Origin of the sequence: Salinivibrio sp. EAGSL, from assembly GCF_013366455.1 — a bacterium.
Taxonomy (GTDB): Bacteria; Pseudomonadota; Gammaproteobacteria; order Enterobacterales; family Vibrionaceae; genus Salinivibrio; species Salinivibrio costicola.
In genome coordinates this window covers 26134-41999 of record NZ_JABWMG010000022.1, presented here as the reverse complement: position 1 = coordinate 41999, position 15866 = coordinate 26134, and the positions used below count along the sequence as shown (strand labels likewise).

General features: G+C 51.4%; 13 protein-coding genes. 10 read left to right on the top strand and 3 right to left on the bottom strand.

The window, feature by feature from the left end:
• Positions 1-34: 34 nt before the first annotated feature.
• The 4 genes from HLG76_RS12930 to HLG76_RS12915 all read left to right on the top strand — a co-directional run bounded on the left by HLG76_RS12930 (position 35) and on the right by HLG76_RS12915 (position 3437).
• Positions 35-667 carry a MarC family protein gene (locus HLG76_RS12930; RefSeq protein WP_021024097.1) on the top strand — a complete coding sequence of 211 codons (633 nt, stop codon included), beginning with the start codon at positions 35-37 and terminating at the stop codon, positions 665-667.
• 180 nt (positions 668-847) lie between these two features.
• A complete protein-coding gene (locus HLG76_RS12925; RefSeq protein WP_021024098.1) occupies positions 848-1114 on the top strand; it encodes a DUF4212 domain-containing protein in 267 nt (88 codons plus the stop codon).
• 12 nt (positions 1115-1126) lie between these two features.
• The gene (locus HLG76_RS12920) at positions 1127-2854 is read left to right on the top strand and encodes a sodium:solute symporter family protein (protein WP_077679091.1); all 1728 of its coding nucleotides are present in this window, start codon (positions 1127-1129) and stop codon (positions 2852-2854) included.
• A gap of 70 nt (positions 2855-2924) precedes the next feature.
• On the top strand, positions 2925-3437 hold the full coding sequence (locus HLG76_RS12915; protein WP_236719544.1) for a hypothetical protein: 513 nt from the start codon (positions 2925-2927) through the stop codon (positions 3435-3437).
• Positions 3438-3495: 58 nt separating this feature from the next.
• Here the strand turns inward: HLG76_RS12915 and HLG76_RS12910 are convergent, their stop codons facing one another.
• From HLG76_RS12910 to HLG76_RS12900, 3 genes are all read right to left on the bottom strand, one after another.
• Positions 3496-3720 (bottom strand): hypothetical protein, encoded by a 225-nt coding sequence (locus HLG76_RS12910; protein WP_077461897.1) that lies wholly within the window; start codon positions 3718-3720, stop codon positions 3496-3498.
• Positions 3720-7169, bottom strand: coding sequence for a hybrid sensor histidine kinase/response regulator (locus HLG76_RS12905; protein WP_175993797.1), 3450 nt, complete (start codon positions 7167-7169; stop codon positions 3720-3722). The genes HLG76_RS12910 and HLG76_RS12905 overlap by 1 nt, the downstream gene beginning before the upstream one ends.
• Before the next feature lie 130 nt (positions 7170-7299).
• Positions 7300-8475, bottom strand: coding sequence for a 3-phenylpropionate MFS transporter (locus HLG76_RS12900; RefSeq protein ID WP_021024103.1), 1176 nt, complete (start codon positions 8473-8475; stop codon positions 7300-7302).
• Positions 8476-8672: 197 nt separating this feature from the next.
• Between HLG76_RS12900 and HLG76_RS12895 the strand changes: the two genes are divergently transcribed.
• The 6 genes from HLG76_RS12895 to accC all read left to right on the top strand — a co-directional run bounded on the left by HLG76_RS12895 (position 8673) and on the right by accC (position 15840).
• A complete protein-coding gene (locus HLG76_RS12895; protein WP_175993796.1) occupies positions 8673-10469 on the top strand; it encodes a DUF294 nucleotidyltransferase-like domain-containing protein in 1797 nt (598 codons plus the stop codon).
• Between the two features lies 1 nt (position 10470).
• Positions 10471-11094: a 3'-5' exonuclease gene (locus HLG76_RS12890; RefSeq protein ID WP_077577053.1), complete on the top strand. Its 624-nt coding sequence runs from the start codon at positions 10471-10473 to the stop codon at positions 11092-11094.
• Between the two features lie 229 nt (positions 11095-11323).
• Positions 11324-13273 carry an acetate--CoA ligase gene (gene acs / locus HLG76_RS12885; protein WP_077577051.1) on the top strand — a complete coding sequence of 650 codons (1950 nt, stop codon included), beginning with the start codon at positions 11324-11326 and terminating at the stop codon, positions 13271-13273.
• Positions 13274-13543: 270 nt separating this feature from the next.
• Complete coding sequence (aroQ, locus tag HLG76_RS12880) at positions 13544-13999, top strand: type II 3-dehydroquinate dehydratase (protein ID WP_077461892.1); 456 nt, start codon at positions 13544-13546, stop codon at positions 13997-13999.
• 25 nt (positions 14000-14024) lie between these two features.
• A complete protein-coding gene (gene accB / locus HLG76_RS12875) occupies positions 14025-14486 on the top strand; it encodes an acetyl-CoA carboxylase biotin carboxyl carrier protein (RefSeq protein WP_021024108.1) in 462 nt (153 codons plus the stop codon).
• A gap of 10 nt (positions 14487-14496) precedes the next feature.
• On the top strand, positions 14497-15840 hold the full coding sequence (accC, locus tag HLG76_RS12870) for an acetyl-CoA carboxylase biotin carboxylase subunit (protein ID WP_021024109.1): 1344 nt from the start codon (positions 14497-14499) through the stop codon (positions 15838-15840).
• Positions 15841-15866 lie beyond the last annotated feature (26 nt).

Genomic DNA, 15866 nt, shown 5'->3' with positions numbered 1-15866 from the left:
ACGCTAGCGCCCTCGACCCTATTATGGAGCGCCCATGCTAAGTATTCTGGCTACACAATTCGTGATCTTATGGGCCGTGATCGATCCTATCGGTAGCGTGCCCATTTATCTCTCGCAAACCAGCCATATGACGGCGAAACAAAAACGCCGCGTTGCCATTAAAGCCGTCACTATTTCCTTTGCGATTTTGCTTTTCTTTCTCATTATTGGTCAGATTTTGTTAGAAGCGATGCAAATTCCACTGCCTGCATTTCAAGCCGCGGGCGGTTTAGTACTCCTTCTTTTTGCTCTGACCATGATTTTCGGCGAAGGCAAACCCAGCCAAGAGGCCAAAATGCTGAGCGAAAACGTGGATAAAGCCGAGATAGCGGCAACGGCCGTTTATCCGTTGGCTGTGCCTTCCATTGCCTCCCCTGGCGCCATGATGGCCATTGTGATGCTCACCGATAACAACCGCTATGCCATTGCTGAACAAGCGATCACCGCGGGAGTGATGTTTTTAGTTCTGCTCGCGACCTTGGCTTTACTCCTCGGGGCCAATGTGATTCACAAGGTGATTGGTAATGTGGGCGCTTCTATTATCAGTCGCGTAATGGGGCTGATTCTCGCCTCGGTGGCAGTGGCTAATTTACTCGAAGGGGTCCAAAAGTTTTACCACTTAAGTTAGACCTTTGGCGAAAGCCTTGGCTGGCTCACACGGAGCCAGCCCAACCTACCTCACAAAACACCTGATTTTTCCTGCGATTGCCTACAACTAAGCTCGACTAAAGTTGCAATGTCGCTTTGCCTAACCCCTGCTATCGTCATTACGTAACATTCCATTAACGTAATAAACAAGGAGAAGGCGATGGCGTTTCAAAGCAAGGAACACGCAAAAGCCTACTGGGACAGAAACGTAAAACTGATGATCAGCTTACTGATTGTCTGGTTTGTGGTCTCATTTGGCTGCGGGATCTTATTCGTTGATGCTCTCAATACCATTCAAATTGGCGGCTACAAATTAGGATTCTGGTTTGCTCAGCAGGGATCGATTTATACCTTCCTCGGCATCATTTTTGTGTATACCAAACAAATGCGCAAACTCGATCGCGAGTTCGGTGTTGACGACGAGTAAGAGGATAAACACATGGATTTAAGAACCATTACTTATATTGTTGTCGGGTTCACATTCGCACTCTACATCGGGATTGCAATTTGGGCACGCGCAGGCTCCACCAAGGAGTTTTACGTCGCGGGCGGCGGGGTCAACCCCATCGCAAACGGGATGGCCACCGCTGCAGACTGGATGTCAGCCGCTTCCTTTATTTCAATGGCCGGCTTAATTGCCTTTATGGGTTATGGCGGTTCGGTGTTTTTAATGGGTTGGACTGGCGGCTTCGTGCTTCTTGCATTGCTGCTCGCGCCTTATCTCCGTAAGTTTGGCAAATTTACCGTGCCAGAGTTTGTCGGTGAGCGCTTTTATTCAAAAACCGCACGTATCGTCGCTGTCATCTGCTTAATCATCGCCTCAGTGACGTATGTTATCGGTCAGATGAAAGGGGTTGGGGTGGCTTTTGGTCGCTTTTTAGAAGTGGATTACTCCACCGGGCTATTAATCGGTATGGTGATCGTCTTTATGTATTCCGTGATGGGCGGGATGAAAGGCATTACTTACACCCAAATTGCTCAATATTGCGTACTCATTTTAGCTTACACCATTCCCGCAATCTTTATTTCCCTTAACTTGACTGGTAATCCGTTCCCACAACTGGGTCTCGGTAGCACCATGGCGGGCACCGATCAGTATCTGCTCGATCGACTGGATCAGGTGGTCACCGAACTTGGCTTTGTGGAATACACCACCGCAGTGCGTGGCAGTACGCTCAATATGTTTGCCTACACCATGTCACTGATGATTGGTACTGCTGGCTTACCCCACGTCATTATCCGTTTCTTTACCGTGCCTAAGGTACGTGATGCTCGGGCTTCTGCGGGTTGGGCGCTGTTCTTTATCGCGATTTTGTACACCTCAGCACCTGCGGTCGCGGCAATGGCGCGCTTGAACTTAATGGACACTGTGAATCTGCCTAATGGCGACAATCTTGTCTATGACGAGCGTCCAGACTGGTTCAAAAACTGGGAAAAAACCGGGCTACTTGGTTTTGATGATAAAAACGGCGATCAAAAAATTCAGTACACGTCGGATCCGGAAACCAACGAATTACGCGTTGACCGCGATATTATTGTCCTGGCCAATCCCGAAATCGCCAAACTGCCTAACTGGGTGATCGCCTTGATTGCCGCCGGTGGCCTGGCGGCCGCTTTATCGACCGCAGCCGGGTTATTATTGGCTATATCGTCCGCGATATCCCATGATCTGATTAAAGGGGTCGTCAATCCGAATATCAGTGAAAAAGGCGAGCTGATGGCGAGCCGGATATCCATGGCATTAGCGATTGCCGGCGCTGGATACTTGGGGCTCAATCCACCAGGCTTTGCGGCCGGGACAGTGGCACTTGCCTTTGGTTTGGCCGCGTCATCGATATTCCCGGTACTGATGATGGGGATCTTCACCAAAACCATCAATAAAGAGGGCGCAATTGCGGGTATGGTAGCGGGGATCAGTGTCACCCTGTTCTATGTCTTCCAACATAAAGGGATTCTGTTTGTCGCTGATTGGACCTACTTTGAAGGCTTAGGCAGCAACTGGATCTTAGGGATTGAACCCAATGCCTTTGGTGCAGTCGGGGCAGTCTGCAACTTTGTTGTCGCTATCATTGTGTCACGCATGACGAAGGAAACACCGCAAGAGGTGCAAGACTTAGTCGAACACGTTCGCATGCCATCGGGTGCGGGTGATGCGCAATCACACTGATACAATGTTAAACTATCCAAGCCCCTTCGGGGGCTTTTAAACGACCGATTATGTCCAGCCAAGGAGAGGCATGATGTCAACGATAACGCGTTTATTAACCAACAAGCATGTAGTTATCGCGATGCTAGTCGCGCCGGTGCTCGCAGTGATAGCCTATTTTGCGGTCGATGCCAGTGTGTCTGAAGCGCCCAAGGCGGCCCAACCGGGGAAAAGCTACCCGCTTGCTGTCCGTTCCAACTGTCGCTATACCAGCGGATTTTGTCAGCTCGAAAATGGTGATATGAAACTCAAACTGGAGTCACAAGGGATCGAGGATAATCAGCTGACGTTGCGGCTGATCAGTGAGTTGCCTTTAGAAGGTGTTCGTATTGGCCTGGCACAGACCTCGCCCCAAGCAATGCAAGCCACCGGTAATAAAGGTACCCACTGGCTCGTATCACTGCCAGCACCAAAGAGTAATGATGCACAAATCCGCGTCGCAGTGAGCATGGCGGGTAGCCATTATTTTGCACAAACGCCTGCTACGTTTATCGAGCACAAGACCTTTTACACCGAACACCAGCAAGCCCAAGACGCATCATAGCCGACGACAAAATGCGTCATAATTGATGATACGATGATGACCCCAGCGAAGGGAGGCACTAGCTATTCAGCGACATCACGGCAGGTCGAATCGCGGCAATAATCACAGCGATTTTGTGTTCATAAGCTTGTTCAGCAAGCCAGTGGTTCACATCGGCCCATCCGTCGCCATCCAAGTGAGCAAGTTCATCGACTTCAATATGACCATCAATAGGATCAAATCGTCCTTCGACCTTGACGGTACCGATATCGGTTTCAAGGCGCGCGAATGCAAACGGCGTCATTATTTTCCTCGCTGTTGTAATAGGGTCCGTAGCTTCAGCGGCTTCACGGGCTTAGACAGATACGTAAAGCCTAGCCCAGTTACCGCCTGTTGTGTTTCAGTACTGCGGTCAGCGCTGATCATTACGCCATGAAAACAAGCGCCCAACTTTAGCTGGCATTGCTGTAATACTTGTAGGCCCGTTTGTTGGTTGGCTAAATGATAGTCACTCAGCACAAATTCAGGTTGCCATTGTTCACTGATTTGCTGCATGGCCTCGCCAACATCTTGCGCGCACCGCACATCACAGCCCCAACGTGATAAAAGCTGGGTCATTCCGGTCAAAATATCTTGTTCATTATCAACGCATAATACTCGGCACCCTTCCAACACCTGGGCGCTGTGCAGCGTTGGTGTGGCGCCTTTCGGAATAGCATTCACTTGGCGGATATCACTGCCATCAACAGTGATGGAAAAAACAGTCCCCTTGCCTGGCCATGACTTCAGTCCCAACGGTTGAGACAAGATTTGGCTAATGCCTTTCGCGATAGCCAACCCCAGTCCCAGCCCCTGCTCTGCACCTTGGCGCTCAATCCGAGTGAACTCTTGAAAAATATCTTGCTGGCGAGCCAACGGGATCCCATCCCCATCATCCCAAACCTCGATTCGATAATCATGGCCGGTACGGCGCACGCCAAATAACACCCGTCCGTCTGGGTTGTAGCGAAAGGCATTGGTTAAGAAGTTTTGCAATACTCGCCTAAGGAGGGTTTTATCAGAGCGGACAATGGCCCGGCTGCGGCAGACATGAAAATCGAGGCCTTGTCGGTGTGCTAACACCCCAAATTCCGCTTCAAGCGCATCAAAGACTTCACTCAATGGAAAGGATTCAATCCGGGCTTTCATCTTGCCCGATTCAAGACGAGAAATATCCAATAAGTCTCCAATCAATACCTCAGCACTTTCGAGCGCACTTTCGATATGCTGCGCGGCGGTTTCTGTTTCACGGTTGACCGCCATTTCACTCAGTGATGAGGCAAACAAGCGCGCCGCATTGAGCGGTTGCATTAAGTCGTGACTCACTGCGGCTAAAAAACGGCTTTTTGACTGCGAGGCGGATTCCGCTTTACGGGTGGCGTCGATTAAACGGCTATTCAAGCGCTCCAATTCCTGGGTTCGCTCAGTCACACGCGCTTCCAAGGTTTCGTTTGACTGTTTGAGCGCGGCTTCGGCATCGCGGAACGCGGTGATATCGGTAAAGGTCATGACAAAGCCCCCGCCCGGCATCGGGTTACCTTGCAATTCAATCACGCGCCCGTCGGGATGAACACGCGAGGACGTATGCGGCTTTCGCCGCGTTAAGTGCATCACCCGTTTGCTCACATGATCCTCCGGATCGCCCGGCCCACACAATCCCCGCTGAGCATTGAACCGGATTAAGTCCGCGACCGGTCGTCCGACTTGAATAAGCCCAGGTGGAAATTGGAACATATCGATATAACGCTGATTCCACGCCACTAGCCGTAATTGTTTATCCACCACCGATATCCCTTGATTGATATGCTCAATGGCGCCTTGCAAAAGACCGCGAGAAAAATCAAACAACTCAGAGGCTTCATCCACGATGGTGGCAATTTCCTCCAGCTGCATATTTCGACCTTGTAGTGCAGAAGACAGCACCAGCCGAGCGGATGACGATCCAAACACGCCCGCCAGCACACGCTCGGTATGACGAATTAAAGGGGCGCTGGCCTGTTGCTGTGGCATTAACTCCTCACCGCGCTGCTCAGCAAATTGGCTAAAAGCCTGGCGCATGCGTCGACGCCCCACGAAACGTGACGCCAGCATCTCAAGCTCTGCGACCGTGACTCGGCTTTGATACAAGCGCGCACCATCGTTTTCGGGTAATGGCATGCCGACAAATGCGGCGGCTTGCAAGCGCTCACTCAGTGACGGTCGTGTTAATAAAGACACAAAGATAAAGCTGACGGCATTCATCAATACGCTAAAGGCCAACCCCCAATCAATGATATTAAGCCCGGCGAGTGGAGGTAATGATGGTGGCGTAATCAGCCAGATAAGCATATTGGATTGCCCATCCCCTGCCAGCATCCCAGTTTGGACCATCATGGTCACCAACCAAAGCGAAAATCCGACTGTCAGCCCAGCGTACACCCCTTTTTTATTTCCTTGCCGCCAATACAAGGCGCCAACCATGGCAGGTGCAAATTGCGCGATGGCAGCAAAAGACAGAAAGCCAATTTCTGACAAGGTTGGGACGGTTAAAATCAAATGATAGAAGCCCCAGGCGGCAATCAAAATCAAGAAAATCAGCGCGCGACGGACGTTGAGTAATAAACCAGAAAATTGCGCGAAATTGCGAGAGGCCATTTTCATACGCCGTAACAGCAGCGGCATAACAAGATCATTGGAGACCATAATGGCCAGCGCAATGGTAGAAACAATCACCATGCCACTGGCTGCCGAAGCACCGCCCATAAACGCCAGTAATGCCATGCCTTCCGCGCCCACAGATAAGGGCAAGCGGATCACATAGGTATCCGCCGGTGTACCGGGCAATAACGCTTGCCCGGCATAAGCCATGGGAAGGACAAAAATTAGCATCAGGAGTAGATAGGTTGGGAAGACTTTACGTGCCATGTTCAAATCGCTTGCACGCGTGTTTTCCACCACCATGGTATGAAACTGGCGCGGCAGACAAATAATCGCGGCGCCCGTTAAAAAGGTGTGAATGATTAAACTACCGACATCGGGCTCACCGATAACACCTGATGCTTCAAGCGTTATTGGCAACGTCGGCGCTTGGAATAACAGCGCAACAACAAACACGCCAACCCCGAGAAAAGCCACCAGCTTAATGACAGATTCAAACGCCACTGCCATCATCATACCGCGATGATGTTCGGTGCTATCAATGTGTCGAGTACCAAATAACACCGTAAAAACGGCGAGAACGACACACACCAACCACGCAATTTGCGTTTGTTCTAAACCAACACTCCGCCCCATTTCTGGCGAGAGCACGTCAAGCCCCATGGCAATGCCGCGTAGTTGCAACGCAATATAAGGGAGCACCCCCACCACAGCGATCAGCGTCACCATCACAGCCAGTCCCTGAGACTTGCCATATCGCGCCGCAATAAAGTCAGCGATCGAAGTGATATGTTCGCGTTTGGCAATCAGAATGAGACGAGCGAGAAAGCGCCATCCGAGGGTGAACACCAACATCGGCGCAAGGTAAATCGGCAAAAAGGACCATGGAGAGCTGGACGCTTGGCCGACGGTGCCAAAAAAGGTCCAAGAGGTGCAATAAACGGCAATGGAAAGGCTATAAATCCAAGGCCGCCATTTGTGAAGCCAGCGCGGCTGGCGATCGCCATACCAGGCAATGGCAAATAATGCCCCCATATAGAGCAGTGAAACAGAGACAATTACCCAGCCTTGTGTCATGACTCCCTTCCTGACGCCATAATGTGCCAAATCCTTTGGCTGGGTGTACCACGGCAACGGCGCCCACTCAATCATGCAATGCTGGCTTTGTGGGCGCTCTAGCTAACTTTATTGCAAGCCGGTAAGCCGTTTATTGCACACTGGCATGCTTGGCGCGTCGAAATTCGGGCTCACGTAATGGGAGCACAAAAACAGGCAACGCAAGCAGCGCCATTGCGTAAAAGGTTCCCGATGGCGAAACCGCATAAATCCACCCACTTGTAGTAGTAAGAGCCGCGACCACCGCGCCCATCGGCAACGCGTTATAAGCAGCTTGTGCAGCGACCAACCGCGTTCCGCATTCACGCTGAATATACTGCATGGCCCCCAAGTGCGCACCGGCAAAGGTGACGCCATGAAGTAACTGAACCAACACAACGGGAATGGCTGCGGTGGTGGTGCCTGTTATCCCCCAACGGATCAATACGCCTAACGCAGCCAATTGGAATAACGACTTGGACGACCAACCGCTAAAAAGCCGAGCGCCGAGAGCAAATACGGCCACTTCTGATACGACGCCCAAGCTCCATAAATAACCGACGATACTCTCGCTGTAACCGGCCTGCTTCCAATAAATCGCACTAAAGCTGTAATAGGCGGCATGACTGCCCTGCAACAAAGAGGCGATCAACAAAAATACAATGACCTGACGATCACGGAATAGCTGACGCATCGACACTTTGCTGCCTGTCATATCATGCTCGCTTTGTGGCATGATGGTAGGACGACGCAAGGTCAGCAGTAAACATGCCGATAAGCCACCGATTGCCACCCAAGGAATAATTGCCGCCGATTGCTCGGTCACCAACCAGCCCGTTAAGCTCGAACCGACAATAAAGGCAATCGACCCCCAAAGACGTGTACGACCATAGTCGATATACCGATGACGCGCGTAATAGTTCGCTAATGCATCAGACAAGGGCACCGCTGGACCAATGGCTAAATTAAACAACACAGTGACGAAAGCCAGCCACCACACATTGGCACCCATCATGGGATGCAATGCACAGGTCACTAACGCCATCAAGGTCAACGCCCGCAGAGCCGGCAACAAAGCCTCAACCTGTTGCACGCGCGGAGTAAACACTAAGTTGGCGACACACCGGGTAGCAAAACCAAGCCCAATCAAGGTCCCGATCACGCCCGAATTAAGGCCTAGAGACTCAAACCATATCGCCCAAAACGGCAAATACACGCCATACGAAAAAAAGAAGCCGCCAAAATATTCTGACAACCAACGAAAGGGGGAACATTGGGTTAATGCCATATCATTACTTCATATTAAGAGACATACGGCGCTAAGTGTCGCAGTAATAGGACGGGAAAAAAAGACACAAGCGGCGCTTATTGATGGCAAAACATTGATCTCGTCGATGAAACCGTCGTAACTGGCTAGACTAAAGTCGGCTAGCAGGATCGCGAGGGCTAAGACACACTGAGGCTATCATAGTGAGGAGTGCGATTATGCCTGAACCTTTTGACACCTCGCAGCCACCGTTTGATTGCCTAACGCCCGCACAAGCCAAACAATGTCGACAAGCGCTGGATGTTGGCTATTTTCGGCGCGGCGACAGCCTGATCCATGCAGGTGATACGGGTGAGCAGCTGTTTATCATTATTAAAGGCAGTGTCGAAGAAGTCTCAGAAGACGGCAAAGAAGTGTTTTCTCACTATACGTCTGAGGATTTATTTGACGTCCCCGCGCTCGTGCACGGCACCGCCAAACATCAATACCGCGCCTTAGAAGATACGCTTTGCCACCTACTACCGGCCGAGGTGTTTCTTGCGATCTACCATAGTAATCAAGACTTCCGCGATTACTTTGAGACCAACTTACAACGCCGACAAGCGTTAATGGTCCAGGCACGTCAGCAACAAAACCTCGCCGAATTTATGCTCACCAGGATTGATGATAGCAATATTCAACCTGCGTTATGTATTTCCCCAACGCTGACGATAAAAGCCGCGACCGCGCAAATGAAAGCCGAACGCTGTGACTGTGCTTTGGTAACGTTTGATGATGGAGACTGCGGGATTATTACCCGGACGAACTTATTACACGCTTTGGTACTCGATGACTATGATCAATCCGCCCACGTTGGCGAGGTGGCCACGCGCCCTGTGGTCAGTGTTGAACGCGGTGACTTTCTTTTTCATGCCATGATCAGTATGACGCGCCAGCGCGTGAAGCGTGTGCGTGTGGTCGACCAGCAAGGGCAAACCGCGGGGATGCTTGACCTGCCGCAAGTGCTGAGCCTATTTTCAACCCACTCACACGTGCTCAACTTGCAAATTGCGCGCGCCCAAACCATTGATGAGTTAGTTATCGCCGCCAATAGCCAGAGCAAACTGGTGCATACCCTATTTAACAACGGCATCCATACCCGCTTTGTGATGCAACTCATCGCCACCGTGAATGAACAAATCATGGAAAAAGCCTTTCGCTTGTTGGTGCCCGAGAACTATCAAAACCAGTGCTGCATGGTGGTGATGGGCTCAGAAGGACGGGGCGAGCAAGTACTTAAAACCGATCAAGATAATGCGCTTATTCTCGCCGATGACCTGGACTGGCCGGATTGTCAGCAAGTCATGGCGGCCTTTTCACACACGCTTTATCAACTGGGCTACCCGCCCTGCCCCGGCAATGTGATGGTCAGCAACCCCAAATGGGTAAAAACCGCCTCGCAATGGCAACAAACCGTGCGCAACCTCGTCCAAAGTGCCAATGAACAAAGCGTGATGGATTTGGCCATCTTAGCCGATAGCCAGGCGATTGCTGGGGATCTCAGCTTGATTAATGCGATCCAAACACCACTTCACGAGGCGTTAAGTGACAATATGTTGGCGCTTAATACCTTTGTGCGTCCCGCGCTGGCCTTCCGGGTTCCTTTGACCGTGTTTGGCTCGCTTAAAAGCAGTAAAGAAGGGCTAGATATTAAAAAAGGCGGCATTTTCCCGATCGTCCACGGTGTTCGCACCATGAGCTTAGAAAAAGGGATCACCGAGACCAATACCTTTGAGAGGCTCGCGCAACTGGCCCAGTTAGGCACACTGGCCGACGAAACGGCAGCAAACCTGTCAGAGGCGCTAAAACTGTTCATTCGTCTTCGTCTACGCCAACAACTTCGTGGTGAGCAGCAAAGTAACCGCCTGGATGTGGCCGACTTACCGTCGAGTGAACGCGATCTATTGCGCCACGGGTTGCACGTGGTGAAAAAGTTTAAACAATCCCTCGCGTTCCACTATCATGTGAGGGATTAACGTGAACCAGCTGGCTCGCTATTGGCATCGCTATCGGTTGCGCCACTCTCCTTATCGCGCGCTCTTTTTACCGCCAGATAAACGTACCCTGATATCACTGGATTGTGAAACCACCAGCCTTGACCCAGCTCATGCCGAGTTAGTTACGATTGCGGCGACACCGATCAAAGGCAACCGTATTCTGACCAGTCAATCGCTGACACTCACCCTTGCCGCACCCGAAAGTTTAAGCGCCGGCTCCGTGCGCATTCATCAATTGCGTCATCAAGATCTTGTCCATGGTGTCAGTGCCAAGCAGGCCATGACCTCACTGATCCACTTCATCGGTAATCATCCTTTAGTTGGCTACCATATCCGCTACGACAAAAGCATTTTGGATCGCTATGCCCGTCAATATCTTGGTTTCCCGCTGCCCAACCCACTGATTGAAGTCAGCGACATTTATCAACGCAAATTAGAGCGCTTACTCCCTAATGCTTATCATGACATCAGCATGGAAGCGATCAGTCGCCATCTAGAGATTCCCCTTCCTGCTCGCCATGATGCTTTAGACGATGCCTTAGCAGCGGCCCTGATTTATGTTCGCCTGACGCAAGGCGAGATGCCAATCCCTCAATCTCGGTAATCCCGCGCCCTTGAATCGCAATAAAAGTGCGATCCAGCGCCCAGTAACTGGCCCGACAACACCACAATCCACTTAAAAATCAAGGGGCTCATCCTAAAGTCTAATTGCCGGATAGCCTTATCTGTCACACCTTTACTGCATGGTTTACGTTTGCCAGGCCGCGGTAACGCCTGACATCTCACGACATGGAAGCGCCGCGCGGAGCATCGCGGACACGAGGAGAAACAGGATGAGCGATAGTCACGTATATCCCGTCATGCCTTCAATTGCACAAAAGGCACACGCTGATGAGGCCAAATATCAAGCTCTCTATCAGCAATCAATTACCGACCCTGAGGGATTTTGGCGAGAACAAGGCCAGATAATTGATTGGATAAAACCTTACAGCAACGTCAAGCACACGTCCTTTGATACGGGGCATGTCGATATTCGCTGGTTTGAAGATGGCACACTCAACGTGGCGGCTAACTGTATTGATCGCCACCTAAAAGACAAAGGCGATCAAATCGCGTTGATTTGGGAAGGCGATGATCCCAACGACGATGCGACCCTGACTTACCAAGCCCTTTACGAGCACGTGGGTCGCTTTGCTAACGCCCTAAAAGCGCAAGGGGTTAAAAAAGGCGATGTGGTTTGCTTGTATATGCCGATGGTCATGGAAGCGGCCATCGCGATGCTCGCTTGTGCGCGCATTGGGGCGGTGCATACCGTCGTATTCGGTGGCTTCTCCCCTGAAGCGCTTGCAGGCCGCATCATTGACTCGAACGCGAAAGTGGTGGTAACTGCGGATGAAGGGGTACGCGGTGGCCGTGCCGTCCCGTTAAAGCAAAATGTCGATGAAGCGCTAACCCACCCCAACGTGAAGTCAATCGAAAAAGTGGTGGTCTACCAGCGCACAGGTGGCGACATTGATTGGCATCATCACCGCGATGTTTGGTGGCATGAGGTCACGGAAAACGCATCGGTGGATTGCCCCGCAGAAGAAATGCAGGCTGAAGATCCCCTTTTCATTCTCTACACCTCTGGCTCCACCGGCACCCCCAAAGGCGTTCTCCACACCACAGGTGGATACTTGGTTTACGCCGCAATGACCTTTAAATACGTTTTCGATTATCAAGACGGCGAGGTGTTCTGGTGTACCGCCGATGTCGGCTGGATTACCGGTCACAGCTATCTGGTGTATGGCCCGCTCGCGAACGGGGCAAAAACCCTTTTATTCGAAGGTGTTCCCACCTACCCGACCACGGCGCGAATGAGTGAAGTGGTCGATAAGCACCAGGTCAATATCCTCTACACCGCTCCCACCGCGATTCGCGCACTGATGGCCAAAGGCAATGAAGCCGTTGCCGGCACCCAACGTAATTCGCTACGGATCATGGGATCGGTCGGCGAGCCCATTAACCCCGAGGCCTGGGAGTGGTATCACAGCACCATCGGTAATCAAGCCTGCCCAATTGTCGATACTTGGTGGCAAACAGAGACGGGTGGGATTTTGATTACGCCCCTCCCTGGCGCCACACCACTTAAACCGGGCTCAGCGACGCGTCCTTTCTTTGGTGTTCAGCCAGCGCTGGTGGACAACATGGGCAATCTTCTTGATGGCGCGACAGAGGGTAACTTGGTGATGCTGGACTCATGGCCCGGTCAAATGCGGACCGTATTTGGTGACCACGATCGCTTCGAGCAGACTTACTTCTCGACCTTCAAAGGCATGTATTTTACCGGTGACGGCGCGCGCCGCGATCAAGACGGTTATTACTGGATCACCGGCCGGGTTGATGATGTACTCAATATATCCGGGCACCGAATGGGCACCGCCGAAGTCGAATCCGCTTTGGTGGCATTCAATAAGATTGCTGAAGCGGCAATTGTCGGGGTACCTCATGATATCAAAGGCCAAGCCATTTATGCCTATATCACCCTCAACGCCGGTGAAGTGCCGAGCGCCGAGTTGCATAAAGAAGTGAAAGAATGGGTGCGAAAAGAAATCGGACCGATCGCCACGCCAGATTTCATTCATTGGACCGATGCGCTCCCTAAAACACGTTCCGGTAAAATCATGCGCCGAATTCTGCGTAAAATTGCCACAGGCGAAACCGGAAGCTTGGGAGATACGTCTACCCTTGCCGACCCGAGTGTGGTGGATAAGCTTATTGCAGAAAAAGAGAGTGTGGTGTAACCCTCACGAAAGATTGCTTAGCAACCTTTGCCGCCCACGGGCGGCTTTTTTATTCTTGCCGCTAAACCTGCTTTAGCGCGCATTTTTTCAACACCAACAGGACGAAGTGTGCTGATTAGACCAGTATTTTGCTGCGATTTGCGGTGAATTCTCTATAATTGCTATCACAAAGGATAAAATCGCATGTAGCGTACCATCACAGCATGCGTACCAGCAGGAATTCACACTAAGCTGACACGATGTTAGCGAATAGGAGAAGTAAGCCTCAAGATGCCGACAAGAAACCACATTTTAGTCTTAAACGGCCCGAACCTTAACTTGCTCGGACGCCGTGAGCCTGAACACTATGGCTCTCAGACCCTCGCGCAAATCATGGCCGCGTTAGAGGCTCAAGCCACAGGGTTGGCATTGACCCTTGAGCACTTTCAATCCAACAGTGAAGCTAGCCTCATTGATAAAATCCACCAAGCGATGGAAAGCGTGGATTTTATTATTATTAACCCAGCCGCTTTGACGCACACCTCGGTTGCATTACGCGATGCACTGCTCGGGGTCAACATTCCCTTTATTGAAGTGCATTTATCTAATGTTCACGCCCGCGAACCCTTCCGACATCATTCCTATTTGTCGGATAAAGCGGTCGGCGTGATCAGTGGCTTAGGGGCTGATGGTTACGAATTCGCCTTAACAGCTGCCGCACGCCACCTCGCGTTTGCGGCCCAGTAAAACAAAACATAAGAAGAGACGTATCATGGATATCCGCAAGATTAAAAAACTGATCGAACTTGTCGAAGAATCGGGCATCTCCGAACTCGAGATTGCCGAAGGTGAAGAGTCAGTACGAATCAGCCGCTCAGCACCCGCAGCGCCAGCCCAAATGGCTGCGCCACAGTACGCACCACAATACGCAGCACCGGCTGCACCCGCGCCTGCCCCCGAGGCTTCTGCCGCAGAGCCAGCAAGCGCACCTAAACCGACTGGCCATCAGGTTCTGTCACCCATGGTTGGCACCTTCTACCGTGCACCGAGCCCAGAGTCGGCAGCATTTGTCGAAGTCGGCAGCCAAGTGAAAGAAGGCGACGCCTTGTGTATCGTTGAAGCCATGAAAATGATGAACCAAATCCAAGCCGATAAGAGCGGGGTGGTGAAAGCGATTCTGTGTGAAGACGGCCAGCCCATTGAATTCGACGAACCACTCGTGATCATCGAATAAGCGAGGGCGCATGTTAGATAAAATTGTAATTGCTAACCGTGGTGAAATTGCACTGCGAATTTTGCGTGCTTGTAAAGAGCTCGGCATTAAAACCGTGGCGGTGCATTCCACCGCAGATCGCGATCTTAAGCATGTCTTGTTAGCCGACGAAACCGTCTGTATTGGCCCCGCGCCAAGCAATCAAAGCTACTTGAACATTCCTCGCATTATCAGTGCCGCTGAAATCACCGGTGCTGTTGCCATTCATCCTGGCTACGGCTTCTTATCAGAAAATGCCGATTTCGCCGAGCAAGTCGAACGCTCAGGGTTTGTGTTTGTTGGCCCAAGAGCAGAAACCATTCGTCTGATGGGGGACAAAGTCTCCGCGATCGAATCGATGAAAAAAGCGGGCGTACCCTGTGTGCCAGGTTCAGATGGCCCTCTGGGTAGCGATCAAGAGAAAAACAAAGCGATCGCCAAGCGTATCGGGTATCCCGTCATTATCAAAGCGTCTGGCGGCGGCGGTGGCCGTGGTATGCGTGTGGTTCGTGCCGAATCGGAACTGATTGACGCCATTGCCATGACGCGTTCTGAAGCAAAATCCGCGTTCAGCAACGACATGGTTTACATGGAAAAATTCCTTGAAAACCCACGTCATGTTGAAGTACAGGTACTCGCAGACGGTCAAGGTGGTGCCATTCATCTCGGTGAACGCGATTGCTCAATGCAACGCCGCCATCAAAAAGTGGTCGAAGAAGCCCCTGCACCAGGGATCACTGCAGAAATGCGTAAGTTTATTGGTGAACGTTGCTGCCGCGCGTGTGTTGAAATTGGCTATCGCGGCGCCGGCACCTTTGAATTTTTGTATGAAAACGGCGAGTTCTTCTTTATCGAGATGAATACACGTATTCAAGTTGAGCACCCTGTGACAGAAATGGTCACGGGTATCGATTTGGTTAAAGAGCAACTGCGTATCGCTGCCGGTCAGCCGCTGTCGTTTACGCAAGACGATATTCAGATTCGTGGTCATGCGGTCGAGTGCCGGATAAACGCCGAAGATCCAGAGCGCTTTATCCCCAGCCCGGGACAAATCCAACGCTTTCATTCGCCAGGTGGCATGGGTGTACGCTGGGAGTCCCATGTCTATACGGGCTATCACGTGCCTCCCCATTACGACTCCATGGTCGGCAAGCTTATTTGTTATGGGGAAAACCGCGACGTTGCGATTGCTCGCATGAGAAATGCGCTCGCTGAGACAGTGATTGACGGCATAAAAACCAATATCCCACTCCAGATCGACATTATGAATGACGAGCACTTCCAACGCGGTGGTGCCAACATTCATTACCTCGAGAAGAAGCTCGGCTTGTCATGACCAGAGCGTAGAACGATAAATAGACG